The organism is Rickettsia asembonensis, assembly GCF_000828125.2.
Taxonomy (GTDB): domain Bacteria; phylum Pseudomonadota; class Alphaproteobacteria; order Rickettsiales; family Rickettsiaceae; genus Rickettsia; species Rickettsia asembonensis.
This window is the reverse complement of the sequence record NZ_JWSW01000074.1, coordinates 1-21,378: the sequence shown is the minus strand read 5'-3', so window position 1 is coordinate 21,378 and position 21,378 is coordinate 1. Positions and strand designations below refer to the sequence as shown.

The window sequence follows — 21,378 nt, the reverse complement described above, 5'->3', positions numbered from 1 at the left end:
CGGGATGACATATAACTGAACTAATTATGCTCCGTCAAATGCATTACAATTATATTCTTCACCTAGAATTTGTACTTCTTGATCTTGAGAAATCGTAGAAACTTTATGAGATTCTTTATAGTCATTAAATAATTTAAATATTTCCGGTTTATTAGTAGCTAAGTCTAAAGGAGTATCATTGTGTGAATTTTTTTTATGAATGTTGATATCCTTATGGCTAAGTAATAATTCAACTATTGGAAAATAATTATAATTATTGGCTTGATGTAAAGGAGTATTACCATATAAATTTGTTTCATTAACATTGATCTTCGGATGTTCAATTAGTATCTTAACTATTTCAAATCTATTATGAGTGACAGCTTGATATAAAGTAGTATTACCAATAGCGTTTTTTTCATTGACATCAATACTTCCATGCTTAAGTATAATTCCATTATTTCAGGATTATTAGCAGCGGTAGCTTGATGTAAAGGAGTATCGCCGTCTTCATCTTTTGCATTGATGTTTGTTTTTTCTAAAGAAAGCAAATAGGTTATTATTTCTATATTATTAGTATAAATACTAATAGTGAGAGCTTCTGATATATATTCAGAGGTTACAATTTCTTTGTCTACTTTCTTCATTATATCTATTTCTTTTTGTAGGGCTGCTAGGACAAAAACTTCATTCCCTAGATCTCGTATATTTATAAAAGGTATAAGTTTTTTTAACTCATAGGTTGGTTTTGAAGTTTTTAATAAAAATTTCCCTATTTCCCTATTTCGTTATTTAATTTTATCTCATGATTTTTACTTAAAATTTCTGTGTCTTTTTTGAAAAGTGCAACTACTAAATCTAATTCTTCTTTCTTAAAATTATCTATTTTATTTTCATTAATAAGTTTTTGTAATGTTAAGACACCTCCGCAAGCAATCATACATGTTAACAAATTATAATCCTTATTATTATCTTCATCAGAGTCGAATCCAATATTATCCATTCTGTCTAATTCACTAGCTTCTATATAATTTACATTTATAAAACTAATTTGGCTGTTTGTAAGCAGCTGTAAAATATTTTCTTTTAATAAATCACTAGCTTTTTGGTAAGGTATCTCCATTAACTCTTGCAAGCCTTGGGTAGGATTATTTTCATAAAAGTTACGAGCAGCATCAAATAGTTTTTTTACTAGAGAAGTTTCTTCATTATCTTCTTCAGTTATACTACTAGTGTATTAAGTAGCTTAAATACGGTGTAATTTCTTCTTGTGTTAATATTCCTGCTTTTACTAACTTATGTTCTTCAATATTAGTTATTTCTTTTCCTGTTCTTTGAGTATGTTCTTGGTTTTGTAAATTTTGTCGATTTTCCTTATTTAAGGATTCCACTTCTTTTTTATATTTAGCAATTATTTCTTGTTGTTCTTTTTCAGAATTCTTAGAGTTTAAAAGTAGAACGTATTTTTTTTCTAGATATTCTTCTAAAGCTTTTTTATTCTCAGCTGTCTTGATCATTTCTTGATCTTTTAGGTTATATTCTCATATACTTTTAATAAATCTGTATTTGTTGCTTCACTAAATAGCAATTCACTGAACAGAAAAGCTTTTTCAAGATCCTCTTTGCTTTGTTCTTTTTGTTCTACGGCTTTATGCTAAGTTTCAGTTATTTTAGTTTGATATTCTTTTTCAAGTTTAGATTCAGATATTTTTGCAAAATATTCTATTTTTGTGTTAATTTCTTCTAAAGTATTATTTTTTATTAATTTTACAGTTTTTGTGCATATTTGAAGTAATTCGGCTTCAGTTAATTTTTTTAATTCTTTAAAAGCATTTGTTAATTCTGTTATTTCTTTTAGCTCTTCTTCTAGCTCGTTGATTAAACTTTGTAATTCTTGTTAGCGTTGATATTCAATCAGGGATGATTAATAAGGTTGCAGTTACCCCTGCAAATGTTACTGATAGTAAAGGTTTTAAACATGTTATGCCACACTTCGGTGCTACATATGTAGATAAAGCATATTGTACAAAGTCTGTCAAAGATGCAGCCACTAGGAAAGGAGTACATCTTTGTGCTGTAAAGAGAAATAACATGCAAGATAAGAATTTTGACCTTGATAAATATTATACAAAAATTAGAGCACCTTTTGAAAGAGTATTTTCACAAGATAATAAACGTGTCAGATATATTGGTATTGTCAAAATTCAATTCTCTAAATTTATGAAGGCTATATGTTTTAATTTGAAACGATTAACCGTTTTAACGGGTAGCTAATATTATCATAGATAACACATAGATAGTAACAAAATTTCTACTAATTTTGTATATACTGACCAAAATTTATCTTAAATTTAAACACAAATTTTTCCAAAAAAATATCCTTCCTGTAATTCTCTGCTTAATTTCTTATCTTATCTCTCAACACTTCCATCCATAAACCTAATTTATTTGATAAATGGCAAGAAATATCTAATTGTTTAACAATAGTTGCTAATTCTAATACCGGTGTTGATTATATAAAAAGTGCTTTGAGTTACTCTTTGACTAAAGTAGAGCAAAATGATAAAATAGAGTTAGAAAATATGCTTAAATCATGTTTAAGTCCTAAAGTAGAAGAGGAAATTATGGGAAGTATCGCATATCATTGGCTTTAAGAAGGCATCGAAAAAGGTATGCAGGAAGGTATACAAATTAGTAAAATGAAATTAGTGGAGATAGCAAAAAAAATGTTAGCGAAAAATAGGCCTTTAGACGAAATTGTTGAATTTACCGGTTTTACGGGAAAAGAAATTAAAGAACTGCAAAAACAACTTCAAAAGTAAGAGAAGAAATTTATGGGAAGTATTGCACATCATTGGCTTCAAGAAGGTATCGAAAAAGGTATGCAGTTCCAAAAAGCTAAAGATATGGAAGTTGTTGAATATATAATAAAGGCAGAAAAAATTACCTTAGCTAAAAAAATGCTAACTGATAAAGAACCTATAGAAAAAATTCTAAAATATACCGGTTTAACAAAAGGAGAGATTAAAAAATTAAATTAAAATTTTCTATCTATAATCCCGCTTTGTTTTGGAAAGTAGTTTCTATAGGTGATAGGTTGCTGACTTTAAAATATACTTTTTTGTCTTTTAATTTTTTAGCTACAGGAATGATATTAAAATTCTTTTTAAGTAAAATAAAATTTTCGTGTTGAAGATGAGAGCGAATTAAGTTTTGGGTAGCAAATTCGCCTCTAACTATTTCACTTATTTTATAAGTATCAATATCTAATTTTTCCCATCTTTTGAATTTTATAATTTCTAGACCGAAAGATGCCAAATTCCAATCATCATTAACTAGCGTTTCAAAACTTTTACAATTAATAGTAAGAGAGTTTGAAGTAAAGCTGATAACGCTTCCTATAAAAGTCCGGTTAGTTAAATTTGCTATTTTGGTATAATCTCTGCCGTTTGTAGACACATATAAGGCTTCATTAATACTACTTTGTAAATAAACAGCTAGGTAAGGCTGATCATTTCCTTCCACTACATTAAATGGTAGATCAAGAATAACGTATTTGATTTGCTCATTTGTGTTTTTCTCAAAACCGGATAAAATATTTGCAGCTGGCAAATAATAAGAAGATAGATTATCTATAACGTCCGTAACATAAGAAGTTAGAGAAAGTAGTTGTATATTTACTATTCTAATTTGATATTTAAGTTTGTTATAATGCAGTATTAAAAAATCGCCTGGCTTAAACCCATGAAAGACGGAAGGTATTAGGAATTTAATTACTTTGCTCTCAATAGAAGCGTTTTTTAAAATTAATCCTCCTATTTTCTCTATTTCGGGTAGGGATAAAATAATAGGAATTTTGACGTTAAGGGTTGGACTATTTGAATCTGTTTCATTGCTTATGTAACAATAGGAATTAGTATAATTATTAAACCTATCAATAAAATTAATACTAAGCTTGCTAATAATATTTTCTTCAGGTATTTCTGTTTGCTTTAAATAACTATTATCTGAAATTTTTATTAAACTCTCGCTGCTTAGATGCTCTAAATTACCTGCTCCTCGCTTCAGAAATTTAATTTTTTCACATTCACTTGCTATCACATCAAAAAAGTAAAATATTCTTAGAGAATTAATAACATCTATTGTAGATAAAACTTTATTCAAAATAAAACCGTCTACCACTTCGTCAATAGTAGAAATATTGATTTTCTTCAGGTCGATACCGCTTCTAGCAGATAGCTCAAGGATTATCTCGGCAAGACTACAAGAGCCGAATTTGCCGTTAACCCAATGTCCTTTTTCCCATAAATGAATGATTATCGCTCCAAATATTACCGTGTGGCTATGCAGGGTAGGGGCGTGCGTCCCAAGTCCATAAAAACATTTCTTCTATATATTCTTGCGTTTGCCAATATTCTATAAATCCTTTAATAGCCGTGTGTTGTACAGAGAAATCCGTACCTGCCAAGGAATATTTAGGGCTACCGCCATCCGTGCATTTAGGATCAAAGAACACGTTTGGTTGATTTGGAGCTTTATCTATTGATGGAAAGCCAAACTTGGTAAACCATATTTTTTTCATTTTTGGCTCCCAAGCCGTTCGATTTCCATCAGGATTATAGTGATGGTTTTTCCACCAATACTCTACGTTTTTCCAAGCATAAGCAGCAGATAGAGGTTGTTTATTACCGTTACCGTCTAAATAATAATCATATCCTTCGCCGGTGTGACAACCTTTCATAATTTCTTCTTTAGTTATCTGAGAACTTAAAGAACTAGTTAAAGGGAAATAAGCATCTATACCTACAAAATCGATATAAGGGGAGGCAAATAACGGATCTAAATTATACCATCTGCCGCTAGTATGATGATATTCCGACCAATCGGCAGCATAAGTAACTTGTACATTACTTCCTACTATTTCTTTTACTAAACGAGCAAGATTTATAAGTTCTAGCACTGCCGGAAAATTATTTGCTGAATCTTTTATAGAAGTTATGCTTAGTTCTGAGCCGATTATAAAGGCATTTACATAATCTTTAACCAGTCGTGCGTAGTGAAGAATGAAATTATTATAGCCGTCCGCTTTATGAAAAAAATTACTTACTGCATTTGCAGAACCTGTTACATGCCCACGCCATGGTTTACCTGATAGATCCATGAAAAACATTGGATAAAACATAATTTTTAAATTACGTCTTTTAAGCTCGGTTAGGTAACGCACTAAACTAGCATCATTAACCGTGCCGCCGTAATGAGTGTAATGCTCATCTTTAGAGATAATTTTAGCATTTACTCTATTATAACGACCGACTTGCCAAGTACATGAATATGAGGTTAGCGGGTCGTTAAACTCTATAGCCGGTTTTATGCTGCAATAGCCTATATCTAAACTATCGCCGAACCAAGAAACTACCGGTGCTATCCATTTAATATTAGGGCAGGTATTTTGTAGCTGATTAAGGCTAAATATGCTATCTGCAATATTATAATGATTATGAGAGTTAATAGCCTCATGGCTTATAACGCCGCCGTAAGAACTTTCCAAAGTTTTATATTGTACTTCCATATCGTAAACAAATTCGCCTGATCCCGGAATCATGTTAATGCTACTAATTAGATTTTCAACTTTTGCATAATTATTAGGCAGATAAATATTGGGTTTTCTTGTTACTTCAAATGAGAAATTTGGAATAATATTGCTGAAATCTTCTAGGGGTAGTTCTTCAAATACTATATAGCTAAGCGATCTAAAAGCAGGAGTTTTGCTGCTGCCGAGATAGTTTTCAATTAAAGGATCGGGTAATTGTGTTTCTGAGCCTTTATATAATCTAAAATTATATTTACCTAAATTTATTACCTCATCACCTGCCCATACTCTGTTAATCTCGGTAATTTCTCCCTCACAAATACTAACTGCAAAAGAAAAGAAATAGCTATATTCAGTGAAATTAGTAACGGATTTTAAGTTATGAAAATAAGGGAAATATTCTTTATAACGGGTACTATTTGCTACTTCTTTTATTTTGTCTACCCAAATTATTTTTCCATTAACTCTTGCAGTACCGAAAATTAACGGTATAGCTTCGCCGTAATTAGCTGTTATATATTTAAAACTTTCTTTGAAATTTTTAATATTGTCATATTCTATCGGTTCGTGATTTAATTGATCTAAATACTCACCAAGCATTTTACTGGCAAATCTTCCCACGCTTGAAAATATACCAACCCCAAATGTATTTCCTATGCCGCCGCCAAGCGAGCTAAAAAAACTTCCAAACATATTTACCATATTATAGTTTAATATGGATTGATATTAGCACTATGATGTGGTAACACTAATATATACTCGTTTAATTTGAAAAATTGGCTACGTCGTCTTATAAGTTCTGCGGTGCTCACGTATTAAGTATACGCTGCGCTCCTCGCCTTATAGACTCCTTGCTCTTTTCCAAATTAAACTTCGTCTATCCTATACAATAATAAAATTTTAAAAATTATGATGATATTCAAAAAATCTTTATTTATCTTACTATTATTTATTACTTCCTTAGTTAAAGCAGAAATTATAGAAGTGGATAGTTTAAATAAAATAAAACAAGATTTTAAAGAAAATTATAATAAAAATTATCTACCTCAGGATTTATTAGTAGTAACGGTGTTAGATGAATTTTTGTTTAAGTCTTTAGTGCCTATCGTTGAACAAATTGATAAAGATATTTATCGTACACTAACTCCTCTTTTGCTTAATATTAATAAAAATCCAAAAGCTATTTATATAAATCAATTGATTTTAACTAATGATAGTTATAAGAAAGAATTACAAGAAGCTGATTTTCCAAATTTTGTAAATGAAATGAGTAATAGTAAAATTCCTATAATAGCAGTAAATGATGGCTTTACCGGTAATTTTAATAATATTCCTAAATTTGAAATATGGTTTGCCGATTATTTAAAGAAAAATTTCAATATTGATTTTTCAAATAGTTTTCCAAACAATAATTATATTATTTTTAATAATTTAGACAGTTTTGCTAATACTTATCCAGTATTTTATAAGGGTATATTGACGAGTAATAATATATCGGAAGCGGAAATGATGCTCAATTTCCTTATTCAAATGGGATTTATGCCTAAAGCTTTTATAATAATTAGCAGTAATATAGAATTATTAAAATCAATGGAGTTTCAACTTAATAGTTATAGTTCTAATATATTATTTATTGGTTATCATTATAATAATAAAAATACCCCGGAAAATAAAGATGCTGCATATTATACTAAAACCATTGGTGATTTAATACTTCAAATAAATAAATTAAAAAGAAATAATCAGCCTCTAAAAACTAACAAGATAAAAGATAAAAATCCTTATGATAAAAATCAATAAAGTTTTATTGAGCTTACTTTGCTTAGTTATTTCGTGTGTAAGTTATGGTCAAATTATTCCTACTTACTCTGTAGATTCGGTAACAATGAAAAATTTATTACCGAAGATAGATGCAGATACGCTGGTACTTATAAATATAGATAATACTATTATAACACCGAAATCCAAATTATTTCGATATCAGGATAATTCTTATATAAATTTTACTAAATATTTATATAGTCTTGCAGCGGATAACGCATCAGTTAATAAAACTATTGCAAAATTGATAGTGCAGCGTCAAATGATGCTTGTTGAATCTAAATGGGTAGATTTAATTAATAAGATGAAACGACAAGGTGCAACAGTTTTAGGTCTTCAAGAAATAACTGCTCCATGTAATTTAATTGAAAATTATGAAGGATGGTTATATACCTTACTTTACGGACTCAATATTAATTTTACTAATAAAGTTAATGATAAAGATGTATTTAGATTTAATCCAAGCGATGCTGGAGCCCCTATTTTTTATTTAGGTATAATATTTACCGGTAATATAAATAGAGTAAAAACTCTTATAGAGTTCTTAAAAATTATACCAAAACAACCTACAAAAATAGTAATTTTTGCAAATAATAAAAAAGATTTAGAAAATATGGACTCTTATTTAAGCATGGTTGATATAGGATATTATGGAATTGAATATTTGGGGTGGCAAATGTTACCGGGATCACCTGATCATCAAATCGCTGAGTTGCAGCAATCTACGTTTTTAAATACCGGTCAGTGGTTAGAAGATGATACGGCTGCAAAGATGTTAAATAAATAATTATGAATGACAATTTAATTAATGTTTTAAAAGATTTAATTATTAATACCGGCAAGGTTGCACTAGATATAAAAAAGGCAGGAATATTGACTGATATTAAATCAGATGGGTCAGTAGTCACTAATGCCGATAAGGAAATTAGTAAAATAATTTATCAAACTCTACGAAGCTTAACCTCTCAAATAGCTATAGTATGTGAAGAGCAGCCGTTACCTATATTAAGCAGTGATACTTTTTGGTTAATCGATCCTATTGACGGGACACGGAGCTATGTAAACGGTAAAAATACATATACGGTAAATATAGGGCTTATTGAAAACGGTCTTCCAACTATCGGCTTGATATATCACCCTGAAACAGCAAAGCTATATTATACCGATGTACAGGGGCGGTTAAAAATCGAACAGAATTCTAAAGAAATATTTGTTAATCATGAACCTAAACATGAAGAGCTTAATGCGGTAATAGGTTTTTATAATTCAAATAAAGCTACTAAAGAATTTTTAAGTAAATATTCATTCGGTCAAATAAATGCAATAGGCAGTTCAATTAAACTATGCTTAATTGCTGAAGGAGCAGCTGATATATATCCAAAATTCGGTCAAACTATGGAGTGGGATATAGCGGCAGGTCATGCTTTAATTAAAGCCGGCGGCGGTAATATTTTAGATACACATGGACAAGAAATTACTTACGGTAAAGAAAATTTCGCTAACCCCAATTTTTTCGCCTGTAGTAAATATTGGTTGGAAAAGTATCAAGGTTGTCATACCGTGGCTTGATCAGCCTTGTTGCGTGGATAGATTTTTCGTCATTGCGAGAAGAATTACGCAGTAATTCGACGAAGCAATCCAGTAAAAAATTCTGTATATCAGAATTTTTTTAATTATTTTTCTGGATTGCCACGTCGCTTCGCTCATCGCAATGACGGTTCTGGTATCCACCGCAACAATGCCTCGTGGGAATGACATAATAACCATTACAAACGTCCTCAAATTTATATCAAATCAACTTCTTTAACTCATAAATCAATTCAAGTGCTTCTTTAGGGGATAGTTTATCAGGATCGATAGTTTTAAATTTTTCATCTAATTTGCTGCTTATGGTAGTTTTATTATGCTCAAGGTTAAACAAACTTAAATTATTTGACTCCGTAGATAAGATATTTTTTCCTTTACCGGTAGAAGTTTTCTCAAATTTAAGCAGAATCTGCTCAGCTCTATTTATAACGCTGGCAGGGAGTCCTGCTAAAGCTGCAACATGAATACCGTAAGATCTATCGGCAGCACCTGATATAATATTATGTAAAAATAGAATATCTTTACCTGACTCCTCAATAGCAATAGTATAATTTTGTAAAGCCGGTAGGAAATTACTCATAACGGTTAGCTCATGATAGTGAGTTGCAAATAAACAGCGACATTTTAGCTTATCATGGATATATTCAAGCACCGACCACGCTATAGATACACCGTCATAAGTGGATGTGCCTCTACCTACTTCATCAAGTATTATTAGTGAGTTTTTTGTAGATTGAGCAAGAATTGCCGAGGTTTCAAGCATCTCGGCCATAAAGGTTGATTGTCCCTTAATTAAGTCATCAGCGGCACCTATTCGGCTAAATATCTTGTCTACTACTCCTATTTTGGCACTTTTAGCAGGCACAAACGAACCTATTTGAGCAATGATTGCAATAATGGCGTTTTGACGTAAAAAAGTACTTTTACCTGCCATATTAGGACCGGTAATTAACCAAATACGCTCAAGTTCCGATAAATGACAGTCATTATATACAAAGCTTTTGCTTTCTCGTTGTAGTGCTTTCTCTACTACAGGATGCCGTCCTTTAACGATATCAAAGCTTAAATCATCGGTAAATTCAGGCTTAACATAATCATATTCATCAGCGATATATGCAAAATTACAAAATACGTCAAGTACGCTTAAGGAGCTTGCAAGCATTCGTAAATAGGAAGCTTTTTCGATTACTTGGTTACAAATATCCGCATATAATTCTTTTTCCAAGCTTATTACTAAGGTTTTAGCGTTGACTAACTCGCTTTCAAGCTTTTGTAGTTCAGTAGTAGTGTAACGGACATTATTAACCGTTGTTTGACGGTGAATAAATTTGGGATCAAGGATTTTATTAACATTTTTAGCGGTAATATCAATAAAAAGCCCTATAACATTATTATGAGATATTTTTAAACTGTCTATGCCCGTTTCTTTGCGATATTGATCTTTTAGCTTTTCAATATGTAATTTCCCGTTATTAATTAAATCATGTAATTGGGCTACTTTTGGATGATATTCATGTTTTATTATACCTCCGTCATTTAAATTATTCGGTGCATCTTCTCTTATGCTCTCGTCTATTAAATTATATAATTCCGCATCACCTGATAGAGGTTTAATAATTTTTTCGATAAAATCAGGTAAATTAAAACCGTAAGCGTCAAAAAATACTCCTTTAATAATCGTTGCAGTTTCTAAGGTATATTTAATACTAAGTAAATCACGACCTGAACTTCTGTTCATTGTGATACGTGTTAGGCAGCGTTCTATATCACTAGTTTTTTTTATAAGTTCTCTAATTCTTTTTACTATTTCTAAGTTGGAATAAAAGAACTCGGTAATATTTAAACGATGATTTATTTTAGCAATGTTGGTTAAAGGACTTGAAAGAAAATTATATAGTAAACGTCCGCCTTGTTTAGTAACCGTATGATTGAGGGTGCTTAGTAAACTTCCTTTCGAGCCGCCTTGCGAGTTTGTTACAATTTCAAGGTTGCGTCTAGTAGAGAAATCAATAGTCATATAGCTATGAAAATTGATAATTCTAGGGATTGGTAAATGAGGAATATTTTGTTTTTGCGTTAACGACAAATATTCTAAAATGCTACCTATAGCACAAATTTGACTATTAGATATCTCTCCGATTCCTTTAATATCTTTCATTTTATAAAAATCTAGAATGATTTTTTCGCATTTATTAATTGCAAAAAAACTATCAACTTGATAAGTAATACGAAAATTTAATTGTTTGAAAATACTATCCGCAAGATTAGAAGATCTTAGATTTTCGCTAAGCAAAATTTCACGAGGCTTTAAACGAGCCAGCTCATTAAGAATTTCCGCTTCCGGCACATTAACTACAAAAATTTCGGAAGTAGAAAGATCAACATAACAAAGGCTAGCCGTTTCTTTATTTTTCGGTATTACGAGACTTGCTAAATAATTAGGTTCGGCTGAAGCAATTAAATTTTCTTCAATTATAGTTCCCGGAGTTATAATACGTGTAACGTCTCTAGTAACTACCGTTTTATAACCGCCTCTATTTTTTGCCTCTTCAGGTGTTTCAAGCTGATCACAAATAGCAACCTTATAATTTTCTTCGATTAGCTTAGTTAAGTAATTCTCAAGAGCATGATAAGGCACTCCGCACATCGCAATTTCTTCTTCACCGTTTTTACCTCTTTTTGTTAAGGCAATACCGAGTACATTGCTGGCTAATATTGCATCTTCATAGAACATCTCATAAAAATCACCCATTCTGAAAAGCAGTAAACAATCTAAATTAGCAAATTTAATGTCTAGATATTGCTGCATCATTTTCGTTGCAACATCGTAATTATATTTTTGTTTAAACTCTTGAAGATTCATATTAAGTAGCATCAATTCATATTATGGTTTATCGAGTATATAATAATGTTTCATCAAGTTAAATATATATTTTTATAGGAAATTTAATTATAATGCTATTAATTTATACTGAAAATATTTATAATTAGATCATTATGAAAGCACAACTTGTATCTCTCACTAATAGAGGGCAAATGACAATTCCAAGTTATATTAGAGAGAAATTAAATTTATCTACAGGAAGTAAGTTGGAGCTAATAGTGCAAGATAATTCTTTTATGGTAATACCTATAAATAAATCAGTTAAAAATTTGAAACATATTTGTTTAGGTTATTACACACTAAATAAGCTTATAACGTGTAGCTTTTCCTTGTCCAAGACGCTCTAAACGTTTTAAATTAGATAATTTTTTTATTATAGATTCAACAGTTCGTTTAGGAAAACCAAGGGCATTTACAGCATCTTTACGACTAAATTCGTTAATTTCTTTTGTATTAAAATTCCACATCATTAGTTGTCTTGCAGATAACGAATACTCTATATTATCATTTTTAATTATTTGTAATGCCCTAGTACTTTGTGATTTAACCACATTTAAAAAAAATCAACCAAGCGGTAATATCTTCTGATTTTGTCTTCCATGTAACTTGAGTTTTATTAAGTGCCATGTAATAATCAATTTTATTTGCTTCAATAATGTGTTCATGAGAAATAATCTGAACAGATAAATAACCATGCTTTAAAAGCAATAAATTAGTTAGTAATCTGCTTGTTCTACCATTTCCGTCCTGAAATGGGTGAATTGCTAAATACTCAAAAATAAAATTAGCAATAATGATTAAAGGGTGCTTAGTTTTACTATCAACCGTCCAATTGTACCAATCTATTAACTCCTGCATTTCTTTTTTTACTAAATAAGGTGGAGTTGGATCAAATATTTTACCGACTACATTACCATTATGATCTTTTGCTTCTACACGATTTGATCCAAATTTATAATTTCCTTTATGTCTTGCGTCTTTTTCACTATGAACCAACATATCATTATGTAACTTTAATATAAATGATTCTGTAATACTAATTTCTTCATAATTATTAAAGATAAATTCAAGACACTTTAAATATCCAACTATTTCTTGCTCATCACGAGTCTTAAATTTTTTAACACTTAGATTTTTATATAGACTTTCGACTTGCTCATCAGTAAGTTTATTACCTTCAATACGATTGGAGGAGCCGGTTGAAGTGATAATTACTGAACGTATAAGACGATCTAGTGTTTGAGGTAAGATTTGTCACGTAATATACCAACTATTTTTTACTCCTTCAATTTCAAAAATTTTTGTATAAATTTCTTCAATTACTGAAGGATTAAGATTTAGTCTTTTATGTATACGAAAATCTTGTAGATTCATTTCACTATTTTTACATGAGTACTATGTGAAATAATGTTAGATAATGTGAGTAAAGTCAATATATTTTTATTTTATTTTTAACAATCTAACGTTATGTCTACCGCCTTCAAATTTAGTGGTTAAAAACTTATCTATAATATCAAACACTATTTTGTGATCTATGGTTTTTGCTCCGAGTATTAAAATATTAGCGTCATTATGAGCTTTAGCGTTTTCAGCGGTTAATATATTATGGCACAAAGCTGCTCTTATTTCCGAGCTACGATTAGCGGCTATAGACATACCAATTCCTGTGTCACTAATTAAAATACCGATAGGAGCTGATTTTTCAATAATAATATCTACTACTTTCTTAGCATAATCAGGATAATCGACGGTTTGCGTATTATTCGTTCCGCAGTCATAAACCTTCAAAGATTTCTGCTCTAAATAATTGATAATTTCAGACTTAAGCTCATAACCTGAGTGATCACTAGCTATGACAATATTATAAGTTTTCATAGTTAATTTTTTGATGGAAAATAATGATAAAAATTATATACTATGTAAGATTTGTTTTCTAATGTAAATAATAGTTTTGTTAAATATATGAAATATCCTGTTGCACTTAGTATTGTTATATGTTTTTGTTTAGTTGCTTGTGTTGAACAGCCGCCTGCTCCAATTGAGTATAAAGTAGGAGATATTACTGCAAATAATAATTCTACCGAATTAGAACACGATGAGGGGTTGATAGTTCAAAGAACTATGGAAGACGATTCCGTATCAGAAAAAGTTAGTGGTAGACTCGAAGAACCAAAGGCAAAAATTATAGAAGATGATAATGATGATATTGAGATTCCTATATCTCGGAATGAAGATGAAGAAGAGATAGAGCAGTCAAGCTTTGTAAAACCGTTAAACGGGGTAATTATTACCGAGTTTAAAGCCGGTAAAAGTAAAGGGATAGATATTGCCGCTAAAGAATATAGCGAAGTTAAATCGATAGCTGCAGGAACGGTAATATATTCAGGTTTTAATAAACAATTCGGTAATTTAGTAATAGTTAAATTAGATAAAGACGATTTAGAAGTAGCATATGCGAGTTTAGACGATTTGTTACTTAAAAAAGGTGATAAAATTACTAAAAATAGTGTTATCGGACATGTAGAACATAAGTTATATTTTGCGATGCGTAAAAACAAAATAGCGGTTGATCCGAGTAAATATATAGAATTTTAAATGGAAGATTTTATTGCTCTTACTAAATACGGTGAACCTCAAAATGTTATAGTAAGGAGGAGTGGTAAAGCTAAAAATATAGCCATACGAATTACGCCTAAAGGTGCAGAGCTTGTATTGCCTCTTAAGGCAAAGCTAGAGAAAGGTCATAATTTTCTGTTAAGTAAAGAATATTGGGTTAGGCAAAAATTACGCCGTAATGTAACTGTGATACCAAAGGATGAAGATAAGATTTCTATTTTAGGAAAATCTTATGAAATAATACATATTGATTCGTCTAAAAATCAGATAAAACTAAATGATTCTACGTTAGAAGTATATTGTAGTACGGTACTAAAAAAACTTAGTATAGAAGTATTCCTTAAAAAGACATTATTAGCAGAAATAAAAATAATAGTAGAGAATATATCTAAAAAACATAATTTGACTTATTCTAATATTAGAATAATGGAAAATGTTACTCGCTGGGGAAGCTGTTGTAGCAAAGGGAATCTTGCTTTTAATTGGCGAGTAGTTTTTGCTCCCTTTGAAGTACTGAAATATTTAGTAGCTCATGAAATGGCACATTTAAAAGAAATGAATCATAGCGAAAATTTTTGGGAGCTAGTTGAGGATATATATCCTGAATACCAGCCGGCAAAATTATGGCTAAAAAGAAACGGTAAAAATTTATATAGTTATTTGTCGTGAAATGTCATGCCGTGGCTTGTCCGACCTTGTTGCGTGGACACCTGAATCGTCATTGCGAGGAGCAAAGCGACGCAGCAATTCAGAAAAATAATTAAAAAAATTCTGATATACAGAATTTTTTACTGGATTGCTTCGTCGAATTACTACGTAATTCTTCTCGCAATGACAGATAAACTGAACCACGTAACAAATACCAAGGGGGAATGACATCCTAACAAACTAACAAAAATGAAATACCTATTTTAAGAGGATAGAATGCACAACACCACAAAAAGAGTAACAGTCCCGGCACTTGAAGAAATCTTATATGAGCCTATAAAAGTGTTAGATCACGGCTTTATTAGAGTTATCGACTATATGGGGGATGATAGTGCTATAGTACAAGCGGCTCGTGTTTCTTACGGTAAGGGTACGAAGCAGCTAAACCAAGATAAAGGGCTAATAAACTATTTGCTTCGTCATTATCATACCACTCCTTTTGAGATGTGTGATATCAAGTTCCATATTAAACTACCGATATTTATTGCAAGGCAATGGATTAGGCATAGAACGGCTAGCGTTAACGAATATTCGGCGAGATACTCTATTTTAGGCAACGAATTTTATTTACCCGAACCGGCAAATATTGCTTCCCAATCTGCGGTAAATAAACAATGTAGGGAAGGGGATAGTTTACCGAAAGAAGTGGCCGAAAAGGTTCTTGCAATCTTAGAGGAAGATGCTAAACAGTGTTACGGGCATTATAAGGAGCTGATGAATGCAGATGAAGATGGTAATATTATAGATGAGAATACCACAGGAATAGCAAGAGAGCTTGCCCGTATGAATTTAACTTTAAATTATTATACGGAATGGTATTGGAAAATTAATTTACATAATTTGCTTCATTTCCTAAGATTGCGTGCCGACCCTCACGCACAATATGAAATTAGAGTTTATGCCGAAAAGATGCTTGAGATAGTCAAAGCTTGGGTTCCTTTTACTTACGAAGCTTTTGAGGAATATCGTTTGCAAGGAGCAAATATTTCATGTAAAGGCTTGGATGTAATTAAAAGAATGATAAACGGTGAAAAAGTTACTCATGAAACTAGCGGTATGACTAAAAGAGAATGGGAAGAATTGGTGAAGATTTTTGGGTAGTGGATTATAGCCCGCAAGGCGTCATTGCGAGGAAATTGCATAGCAATTGACGAAGCAATCCAGTAAAAAATTCTGATTTACAGAATTTTTTTATTATTTTTTCTGGATTGCCACGTCGCTTCGCTCCTCGCAATGATGTTTCTCAAGCCATGCAACAACGCTGCAATTTTCTTGCGATGACGTTAATTATAAATAAGGAGTATTTTGAGTGAGAAATATTATATATTTTATACTATCACTATTATTTAGCTTTAAAGGTTATGCACTTGAAACAATAAATATTGAGCATGGGCAAGCTGATCCTACGCCTATAGCGGTTAATAAATTTAATGCTGATAGTTCTGCTGATGACGCCATAGGTCACGATGTGGTTAAAGTTATCTCTAATGATTTAAAGCTTTCGGGGTTATTTCGTCCTATTTCCTCTGCATCTTTTATAGAAGAGAAGACAGGAATAGAATATAAACCGCTTTTTGCTGCATGGCGGCAAATTAATGCTAGCCTTTTAGTAAACGGTGAAGTTAAAAAACTAGAAAGCGGTAAGCTTAAAATTAGCTTTATATTATGGGATACGTTGCTTGAAAAACAGCTTGCCGGCGAAATTCTTGAAGTACCGGAAAATTTATGGCGAAGAGTAGCACATAAAATTGCCGATAAAATTTATGAAAAAATTACCGGTGATGCCGGTTATTTTGATACTAAAATAGTGTATGTATCAGAAAGCACTTCTTTACCGAAAATAAAAAGAATTGCTTTGATGGATTATGACGGGGCTAATAATAAATACCTTACCAATGGAAAGTCACTAGTATTAACCCCAAGATTTGCTCGTTCAGCGGATAAGATTTTTTATGTTTCATACGCAACTAAAAGAAGAGCTCTTGTTTATGAAAAGGATTTAAAAACAGGTAAAGAAAGCGTAGTAGGTGACTTTTCCGGTATATCTTTTGCCCCTAGATTCTCACCGGAAGGTAGAAAAGCCGTAATGTCGATAGCTAAAAACGGCTCGACGCATATTTATGAAATTGACCTTGCTACTAAACGGCTTCATAAATTAACTGATGGATTCGGTATTAATACCTCTCCTAGCTATTCACCGGACGGTAAAAAAATTGTATATAGCTCCGATAGAAACGGTGTGCCTCAATTATATATCATGAATTCGGACGGAAGTGACGTTCAGCGTATTAGTTTCGGTGGAGGTTCTTACACTGCTCCTAGCTGGTCGCCTAGAGGAGATTATATAGCATTTACTAAGATTATTAGAGGAGCTGAAGGAAAAACTTTTAATATCGGAATTATGAAAGCATGCCCCCAATATGATGAGAATAGTGAAAGAATAATAACAAGCGGATATTTAGTCGAAAGCCCTTGTTGGTCGCCTAACGGACGAGTTATTATGTTTGCTAAAGGTTGGCCGTCGAGAGCTAAAGCTCCGGGGAAAAATAAAATTTTTGCAATTGACCTAACAGGTCATAATGAAAGAGAAATTACAACACCAACGGATGCTTCTGATCCTGAATGGTCAGGCGTGCTGAACTAATGACATAGAGTAGGTTTTTCGATCCATGCAGCAATGCAGGTCAAGACACTGGATGACAATCCAATAAGGCTTAAGCTACTTTTTTACTATGGTTTAAGATAAACTTTTTTATTTTTTCAAAAGCCGTATTCTCTATTTGTCTAATACGTTCCTTAGAAATATTATACTCATTGCTTAGAATATCTAGAGTTTTAGGAGTATCCGTTAATTTACGCTCTGTAAAAATACGAAGTTCTCTATCATTTAAAATCTTCATAGCATTTGATAGTAACTTCCTTTTACCGGTAGAGTCTTGCTTATTAATAGCTATAGTTTCAGGAGTAGGGCGTGTTTCCGGTAATAATTCTATTAATTCTCCTGATTCTGCATCGTCGCTATTTATAGGGTTGTTTAACGATAAATCAGGACCTGAAATTCTAGTATTCATCTCAGAAACTTCATTAACCGAAACGCCTAGCTCATCTGCTATTTGTATGAAATCGTCGGCAGTAATAGCCCTTGAGTATAAATTGGTAATTTTATGCTTAATTTTATTAAGGCTAAAAAATAATTTTTTTTGTGCAGCCGTTGTTCCCATCTTTACTAATGACCAAGATTTTAATATATATTCTTGAATAGCGGCTTTAATCCACCACATTGCATATGTTGATAGGCGAAAACCGAGTTCGGGGTTGAATTTTTTTACTGCCTGCATTAAACCTATATTACCTTCTGAAACCAATTCAGTAATAGGAAGACCATAAGTTCTATAGCCACTTGCAATTTTTGCAACAAGTTTAAGATGGCTCGTTACTAATTTATGTGCAGCTTGTAAATCATTCTCTTCTAAATAGGATTTCGCTAATAAAAATTCTTCTTCTTGCGTAAGTGAAGGAATTTTATTGATTTTCTGTAAGTAGCTATAAAATCCTGATTCGCTAGAGATTGCTAATGCATTAATATTATTAGTCATACCAACCTTACTATTTTTCTTTATACTAACATATATATGATCTAAAATAAACTTTTTCTAGAGTATTTTTAAATAAAATCAAATAATGTCTAAAAAATCCAATAAAAATTTAGCCTTTTCCTTGCTGGGATTAATAATTAGTATGGTGTTACTAAGTTTTGCTTCCGTACCTATCTATAATTTGTTTTGTAAAGTTACAGGATATGGTGGTACTACTGCAAAAGAAACGGTGAGTATATATTCTAAGGTAAAAGGCACTAAACCTATAATTATCGAGTTTGATGCTAATGTTGATAAAGATTTACCTTGGCGGTTTATTCCAAGGCAGCAAAGAGTGCAAATTGTTCCGGGGCAGAATACTCTAGTGTTCTATGAAACGGAAAATCTAAGCAATAACGATATAATAGGTACTTCCGTATATAATGTTACTCCAAATAAAGCAGGAAAATATTTCGTAAAAATTCATTGTTTTTGTTTTGAAGAACAATTATTAAAAGCCGGCGAAAAAGTTTTAATGCCGGTTACATTTTATATAGATAAGGATTTTGAGCTTGACCCTGAAATGCAAGACATTAAAGTACTTACCTTATCTTATAGTTTTTTTAAAGTGCGAGATGTCAAAGTTCAATAAAAAACTTTACAATAATTTACTTTCTATCTATATTATTTCACAAAATTAGGAGTTTCATTATGAATATTAAATCTTTTTATCGATTTAGAACTTTCTCATTAATAAATCTTTCTTTAACTATGATAAATAACGTAACTAATAAAATTTATGAAAAAAATAATATTAAACCACAAAAATAACTTTAGTTCTCTCTCATATCAGCTTATCACTACTTTCACATTTTTTTATACCTCTCCGTTTTCTTTTAGCCGATTTAGCCGCTAATTCATCTTAATTATTACAAATTCTAATTTTTTACTACTTTTAAATAAGACTTAAATATGAATATTATAAAAAAGCTCTACGAGCATACTTATGCTTGTACTAGCCGTAATAGTATTGATTTAAAACGCTTTCTGAAAATCCTTTAGGTCCATCAATATTATGGTTGGGGCAGGGGCAAATCAGCTACTTGAAGATGTGTTGAAAATATATGCTTTAAATCAAGGCATTATAGTACTATCAGTTACTTTTCCTGAATCTGTAGCATGTATTACAACTCTTGGAGGATATGCTAAAACTATTCCACTTAAAACTGATTTTACTTTAGATTTAAAAGCCTTACTCACAGGGCTAGAACCGGATATTGCACTAATACATATATGCAACCCTAATAATCCAACAGGGATTTGGCATAGTCCGAGAGAATTAATTTCGCTTGCCGATGATTTGACTGTGCCGCTAGTGGTTTCAGAGGCAAGTGCTGATTTTATAGGTAATACTATTCTTAATCATGCAATTCATAAAAATATTATTTTAGTACGATCATTCTCAAAAGCATATGGTCTTGCAGGACTTCGCATGGGCTATATTGTTGCATCAGAGGAAAGAATTAATTACATGAAAAGGCGACTTGGTTCTTATCGTGCTAATTCATTTGGAATTGCAGGGGCAATTGCTGCGTTACAGGATTCTGAACATCTTAATTCATCGGTCAATTATTTATTACAGGAAAAATTATATCTGATGGATTCGCTGAAAGCTTTAGGTTTTGAGGTAATTCCTTCACATAGTCAAACTTTTATAGCTAAGATACCTAAATATTTTAGTGATGCTACTACTTTCTGCCAAACCATCGCAAAGTATAATATGGCAGTAGTCAATTGTAGTTTATATGAAGGGCTAGAGCAATATATCCGTATTGCCCCACAAAAACATCACATTAATAAACAATTTATTTTAACTTTAACAAAAATTATAAGAGATTTATATGACAACTAAAAACAATATTTCCCTAGAAAACGCTTTATCACTAGTTAGTTATAATAGTGATAATATTAATATTTCATAAGAAAAGCCAAATATATGTATGGGTATAGGTCTGTGATCAAAAGTAAATGGATTAAGTATTGGACTACCTATCGATGTAATGCATATGTTAATGACTGCTACAATTTTGTGTAACAAAAACCAAAGTAATAACTCAAAGTTAATTATTATTCTTGCCGATAGTATGGCAAAGGAAGAAGGGGCAGATATAATGAATTGAGAAGTTGTATTGAAGCCTATAAAAAGGCTCTTAATAACTTATTAGATATATTAAAGATGAAAGAAGATACAGAAATAATTTGTTTATCTAGCTTGGAAAACAATAAAGATTATGAAAATATATGTGAGAGTATTAAAAGTAATGAAAAAGCACAATGGTTAACTAACAATGATCCAGGACATTCAAAATATATTATATCTCAAACGGCTATTATTAATTATTTACATATACATAAAAATGTAGGAGTAAAAATTGGTTGGATTTATAAAGAATCTAATTATCCTATGGCATATTCTACTATAGCTGCAGCATTAAAAAAATGGGATGAGTTAAAATTTGATAGATATTATAAAGAGATTTGTTCTGATAAGCTTGAATTTTTATATTGTAGAGCAGGAATCGAGAAACTAAATAAAGGTAATATTCAGGGAGTGTTGA

27 protein-coding genes are annotated in these 21,378 nt (G+C 31.2%); 14 read left to right on the top strand and 13 right to left on the bottom strand.

Annotation, left to right across the window (positions count from 1 at the left end; genetic code table 11):
* Window positions 1-24: 24 nt before the first annotated feature.
* The 4 genes from SB78_RS12005 to SB78_RS06065 all read right to left on the bottom strand — a co-directional run bounded on the left by SB78_RS12005 (window position 25) and on the right by SB78_RS06065 (window position 1,496).
* Window positions 25-387: an ankyrin repeat domain-containing protein gene (locus SB78_RS12005; protein WP_410524518.1), complete on the bottom strand. Its 363-nt coding sequence runs from the start codon at window positions 385-387 to the stop codon at window positions 25-27.
* Entirely contained in the window at window positions 336-626 is a 291-nt protein-coding gene (locus tag SB78_RS06075; RefSeq protein ID WP_041079404.1) for an ankyrin repeat domain-containing protein, read from the bottom strand. The genes SB78_RS12005 and SB78_RS06075 overlap by 52 nt, the downstream gene beginning before the upstream one ends.
* Before the next feature lie 125 nt (window positions 627-751).
* Window positions 752-1,114 (bottom strand): hypothetical protein, encoded by a 363-nt coding sequence (locus SB78_RS06070; RefSeq protein WP_146625055.1) that lies wholly within the window; start codon window positions 1,112-1,114, stop codon window positions 752-754.
* 94 nt (window positions 1,115-1,208) lie between these two features.
* Window positions 1,209-1,496: a hypothetical protein gene (locus tag SB78_RS06065; RefSeq protein WP_041079400.1), complete on the bottom strand. Its 288-nt coding sequence runs from the start codon at window positions 1,494-1,496 to the stop codon at window positions 1,209-1,211.
* A 373-nt stretch (window positions 1,497-1,869) separates the two neighbouring features.
* On the opposite strand from SB78_RS06065, the gene SB78_RS06060 reads away from it, so the two are divergent.
* The 3 genes from SB78_RS06060 (at window position 1,870) to SB78_RS06050 (ending at window position 3,020) form a co-directional block, all read left to right on the top strand.
* The gene (locus tag SB78_RS06060) at window positions 1,870-2,253 is read left to right on the top strand and encodes a transposase (protein WP_338390885.1); all 384 of its coding nucleotides are present in this window, start codon (window positions 1,870-1,872) and stop codon (window positions 2,251-2,253) included.
* Between the two features lie 398 nt (window positions 2,254-2,651).
* Window positions 2,652-2,801 (top strand): transposase, encoded by a 150-nt coding sequence (locus tag SB78_RS06055; protein ID WP_241773799.1) that lies wholly within the window; start codon window positions 2,652-2,654, stop codon window positions 2,799-2,801.
* Window positions 2,802-2,813: 12 nt separating this feature from the next.
* Entirely contained in the window at window positions 2,814-3,020 is a 207-nt protein-coding gene (locus tag SB78_RS06050; protein WP_041079397.1) for an RpnC/YadD family protein, read from the top strand.
* Window positions 3,021-3,030: 10 nt separating this feature from the next.
* Here SB78_RS06050 and SB78_RS11200 read toward each other — a convergent pair whose 3' ends face one another.
* Window positions 3,031-4,143: a phage tail protein gene (locus SB78_RS11200; protein ID WP_241773798.1), complete on the bottom strand. Its 1,113-nt coding sequence runs from the start codon at window positions 4,141-4,143 to the stop codon at window positions 3,031-3,033.
* Between the two features lie 178 nt (window positions 4,144-4,321).
* Window positions 4,322-6,262, bottom strand: coding sequence for a baseplate megatron protein TIM-barrel domain-containing protein (locus tag SB78_RS11195; protein ID WP_241773797.1), 1,941 nt, complete (start codon window positions 6,260-6,262; stop codon window positions 4,322-4,324).
* 222 nt (window positions 6,263-6,484) lie between these two features.
* On the opposite strand from SB78_RS11195, the gene SB78_RS06030 reads away from it, so the two are divergent.
* Genes SB78_RS06030 through SB78_RS06020 form a run of 3 tightly spaced genes read left to right on the top strand, consistent with a single transcriptional unit; the run spans window position 6,485 to window position 8,959 of the window.
* Entirely contained in the window at window positions 6,485-7,369 is an 885-nt protein-coding gene (locus SB78_RS06030) for a DUF2608 domain-containing protein (protein WP_041079432.1), read from the top strand.
* Entirely contained in the window at window positions 7,353-8,177 is an 825-nt protein-coding gene (locus SB78_RS06025; protein WP_041079392.1) for a DUF2608 domain-containing protein, read from the top strand. The genes SB78_RS06030 and SB78_RS06025 overlap by 17 nt, the downstream gene beginning before the upstream one ends.
* 2 nt (window positions 8,178-8,179) lie before the next feature.
* On the top strand, window positions 8,180-8,959 hold the full coding sequence (locus tag SB78_RS06020; RefSeq protein WP_041079390.1) for a 3'(2'),5'-bisphosphate nucleotidase CysQ family protein: 780 nt from the start codon (window positions 8,180-8,182) through the stop codon (window positions 8,957-8,959).
* Here the strand turns inward: SB78_RS06020 and SB78_RS09760 are convergent, their stop codons facing one another.
* Together SB78_RS09760 and mutS are read right to left on the bottom strand one after the other, a co-directional pair.
* Window positions 8,960-9,148 carry a hypothetical protein gene (locus SB78_RS09760; RefSeq protein WP_158510113.1) on the bottom strand — a complete coding sequence of 63 codons (189 nt, stop codon included), beginning with the start codon at window positions 9,146-9,148 and terminating at the stop codon, window positions 8,960-8,962.
* A 31-nt stretch (window positions 9,149-9,179) separates the two neighbouring features.
* On the bottom strand, window positions 9,180-11,852 hold the full coding sequence (mutS, locus tag SB78_RS06015; RefSeq protein WP_199402819.1) for a DNA mismatch repair protein MutS: 2,673 nt from the start codon (window positions 11,850-11,852) through the stop codon (window positions 9,180-9,182).
* 122 nt (window positions 11,853-11,974) lie between these two features.
* Here mutS and SB78_RS08440 point away from each other — a divergent pair, with 122 nt between their 5' ends.
* The gene (locus SB78_RS08440) at window positions 11,975-12,208 is read left to right on the top strand and encodes an AbrB/MazE/SpoVT family DNA-binding domain-containing protein (RefSeq protein WP_081420992.1); all 234 of its coding nucleotides are present in this window, start codon (window positions 11,975-11,977) and stop codon (window positions 12,206-12,208) included.
* Here the strand turns inward: SB78_RS08440 and SB78_RS11190 are convergent.
* The 3 genes from SB78_RS11190 to rpiB form a co-directional block, all read right to left on the bottom strand.
* Complete coding sequence (locus SB78_RS11190) at window positions 12,161-12,412, bottom strand: hypothetical protein (RefSeq protein ID WP_241773796.1); 252 nt, start codon at window positions 12,410-12,412, stop codon at window positions 12,161-12,163. The genes SB78_RS08440 and SB78_RS11190 overlap by 48 nt on opposite strands.
* On the bottom strand, window positions 12,405-12,860 hold the full coding sequence (locus SB78_RS11185) for a Fic family protein (RefSeq protein ID WP_241773795.1): 456 nt from the start codon (window positions 12,858-12,860) through the stop codon (window positions 12,405-12,407). The genes SB78_RS11190 and SB78_RS11185 overlap by 8 nt, the downstream gene beginning before the upstream one ends.
* A 441-nt stretch (window positions 12,861-13,301) precedes the next feature.
* The gene (gene rpiB / locus SB78_RS06005; protein ID WP_041079386.1) at window positions 13,302-13,736 is read right to left on the bottom strand and encodes a ribose 5-phosphate isomerase B; all 435 of its coding nucleotides are present in this window, start codon (window positions 13,734-13,736) and stop codon (window positions 13,302-13,304) included.
* 51 nt (window positions 13,737-13,787) lie between these two features.
* Between rpiB and SB78_RS06000 the strand changes: the two genes are divergently transcribed.
* Together SB78_RS06000 and SB78_RS05995 are read left to right on the top strand one after the other, a co-directional pair.
* A complete protein-coding gene (locus tag SB78_RS06000; RefSeq protein ID WP_041079382.1) occupies window positions 13,788-14,456 on the top strand; it encodes a murein hydrolase activator EnvC family protein in 669 nt (222 codons plus the stop codon).
* Window positions 14,457-15,146 (top strand): M48 family metallopeptidase, encoded by a 690-nt coding sequence (locus SB78_RS05995; protein WP_041079379.1) that lies wholly within the window; start codon window positions 14,457-14,459, stop codon window positions 15,144-15,146.
* Here the strand turns inward: SB78_RS05995 and SB78_RS08880 are convergent.
* The gene (locus SB78_RS08880; protein ID WP_146625053.1) at window positions 15,126-15,356 is read right to left on the bottom strand and encodes a hypothetical protein; all 231 of its coding nucleotides are present in this window, start codon (window positions 15,354-15,356) and stop codon (window positions 15,126-15,128) included. The two genes, SB78_RS05995 and SB78_RS08880, sit on opposite strands and share 21 nt — an antisense overlap.
* A 45-nt stretch (window positions 15,357-15,401) precedes the next feature.
* On the opposite strand from SB78_RS08880, the gene thyX reads away from it, so the two are divergent.
* Window positions 15,402-16,286 carry an FAD-dependent thymidylate synthase gene (gene thyX, locus SB78_RS05990; protein ID WP_041079376.1) on the top strand — a complete coding sequence of 295 codons (885 nt, stop codon included), beginning with the start codon at window positions 15,402-15,404 and terminating at the stop codon, window positions 16,284-16,286.
* A gap of 208 nt (window positions 16,287-16,494) precedes the next feature.
* Entirely contained in the window at window positions 16,495-17,829 is a 1,335-nt protein-coding gene (tolB, locus tag SB78_RS05985) for a Tol-Pal system beta propeller repeat protein TolB (protein ID WP_041079374.1), read from the top strand.
* Window positions 17,830-17,899: 70 nt separating this feature from the next.
* Here tolB and rpoH read toward each other — a convergent pair whose 3' ends face one another.
* Window positions 17,900-18,781 carry an RNA polymerase sigma factor RpoH gene (gene rpoH, locus SB78_RS05980; RefSeq protein ID WP_041079372.1) on the bottom strand — a complete coding sequence of 294 codons (882 nt, stop codon included), beginning with the start codon at window positions 18,779-18,781 and terminating at the stop codon, window positions 17,900-17,902.
* 85 nt (window positions 18,782-18,866) lie between these two features.
* Here rpoH and SB78_RS05975 point away from each other — a divergent pair, with 85 nt between their 5' ends.
* The 3 genes from SB78_RS05975 to SB78_RS11180 all read left to right on the top strand — a co-directional run.
* Window positions 18,867-19,412: a cytochrome c oxidase assembly protein gene (locus SB78_RS05975; protein ID WP_041079370.1), complete on the top strand. Its 546-nt coding sequence runs from the start codon at window positions 18,867-18,869 to the stop codon at window positions 19,410-19,412.
* Between the two features lie 423 nt (window positions 19,413-19,835).
* A complete protein-coding gene (locus SB78_RS05970) occupies window positions 19,836-20,672 on the top strand; it encodes a pyridoxal phosphate-dependent aminotransferase (protein ID WP_041079368.1) in 837 nt (278 codons plus the stop codon).
* 324 nt (window positions 20,673-20,996) lie between these two features.
* A partial coding sequence (locus tag SB78_RS11180; RefSeq protein WP_241773794.1) for a hypothetical protein occupies window positions 20,997-21,378 on the top strand: 382 nt, incomplete at its 3' end.

Excerpts from the sequence above, each read along its gene's own strand:
- SB78_RS09760 (WP_158510113.1), bottom strand. The coding sequence starts at position 9,148 with ATGTCATTCCCACGAGGCATTGTTGCGGTGGATACCAGAACCGTCATT.
- SB78_RS06055 (WP_241773799.1), top strand. The coding sequence starts at position 2,652 with ATGCAGGAAGGTATACAAATTAGTAAAATGAAATTAGTGGAGATAGCA.
- SB78_RS11185 (WP_241773795.1), bottom strand. The coding sequence starts at position 12,860 with ATGTTGGTTCATAGTGAAAAAGACGCAAGACATAAAGGAAATTATAAA.
- rpoH (WP_041079372.1), bottom strand. The coding sequence starts at position 18,781 with ATGACTAATAATATTAATGCATTAGCAATCTCTAGCGAATCAGGATTT.
- SB78_RS06050 (WP_041079397.1), top strand. The coding sequence starts at position 2,814 with ATGGGAAGTATTGCACATCATTGGCTTCAAGAAGGTATCGAAAAAGGT.
- SB78_RS05995 (WP_041079379.1), top strand. The coding sequence starts at position 14,457 with ATGGAAGATTTTATTGCTCTTACTAAATACGGTGAACCTCAAAATGTT.
- SB78_RS06020 (WP_041079390.1), top strand. The coding sequence starts at position 8,180 with ATGAATGACAATTTAATTAATGTTTTAAAAGATTTAATTATTAATACC.
- SB78_RS06025 (WP_041079392.1), top strand. The coding sequence starts at position 7,353 with ATGATAAAAATCAATAAAGTTTTATTGAGCTTACTTTGCTTAGTTATT.
- SB78_RS05975 (WP_041079370.1), top strand. The coding sequence starts at position 18,867 with ATGTCTAAAAAATCCAATAAAAATTTAGCCTTTTCCTTGCTGGGATTA.
- SB78_RS11195 (WP_241773797.1), bottom strand. The coding sequence starts at position 6,262 with ATGTTTGGAAGTTTTTTTAGCTCGCTTGGCGGCGGCATAGGAAATACA.
- SB78_RS05970 (WP_041079368.1), top strand. The coding sequence starts at position 19,836 with ATGGTTGGGGCAGGGGCAAATCAGCTACTTGAAGATGTGTTGAAAATA.
- thyX (WP_041079376.1), top strand. The coding sequence starts at position 15,402 with ATGCACAACACCACAAAAAGAGTAACAGTCCCGGCACTTGAAGAAATC.
- mutS (WP_199402819.1), bottom strand. The coding sequence starts at position 11,852 with ATGCTACTTAATATGAATCTTCAAGAGTTTAAACAAAAATATAATTAC.
- SB78_RS08440 (WP_081420992.1), top strand. The coding sequence starts at position 11,975 with ATGAAAGCACAACTTGTATCTCTCACTAATAGAGGGCAAATGACAATT.
- rpiB (WP_041079386.1), bottom strand. The coding sequence starts at position 13,736 with ATGAAAACTTATAATATTGTCATAGCTAGTGATCACTCAGGTTATGAG.
- SB78_RS06075 (WP_041079404.1), bottom strand. The coding sequence starts at position 626 with ATGAAGAAAGTAGACAAAGAAATTGTAACCTCTGAATATATATCAGAA.
- SB78_RS06065 (WP_041079400.1), bottom strand. The coding sequence starts at position 1,496 with ATGATCAAGACAGCTGAGAATAAAAAAGCTTTAGAAGAATATCTAGAA.
- SB78_RS08880 (WP_146625053.1), bottom strand. The coding sequence starts at position 15,356 with ATGTCATTCCCCCTTGGTATTTGTTACGTGGTTCAGTTTATCTGTCAT.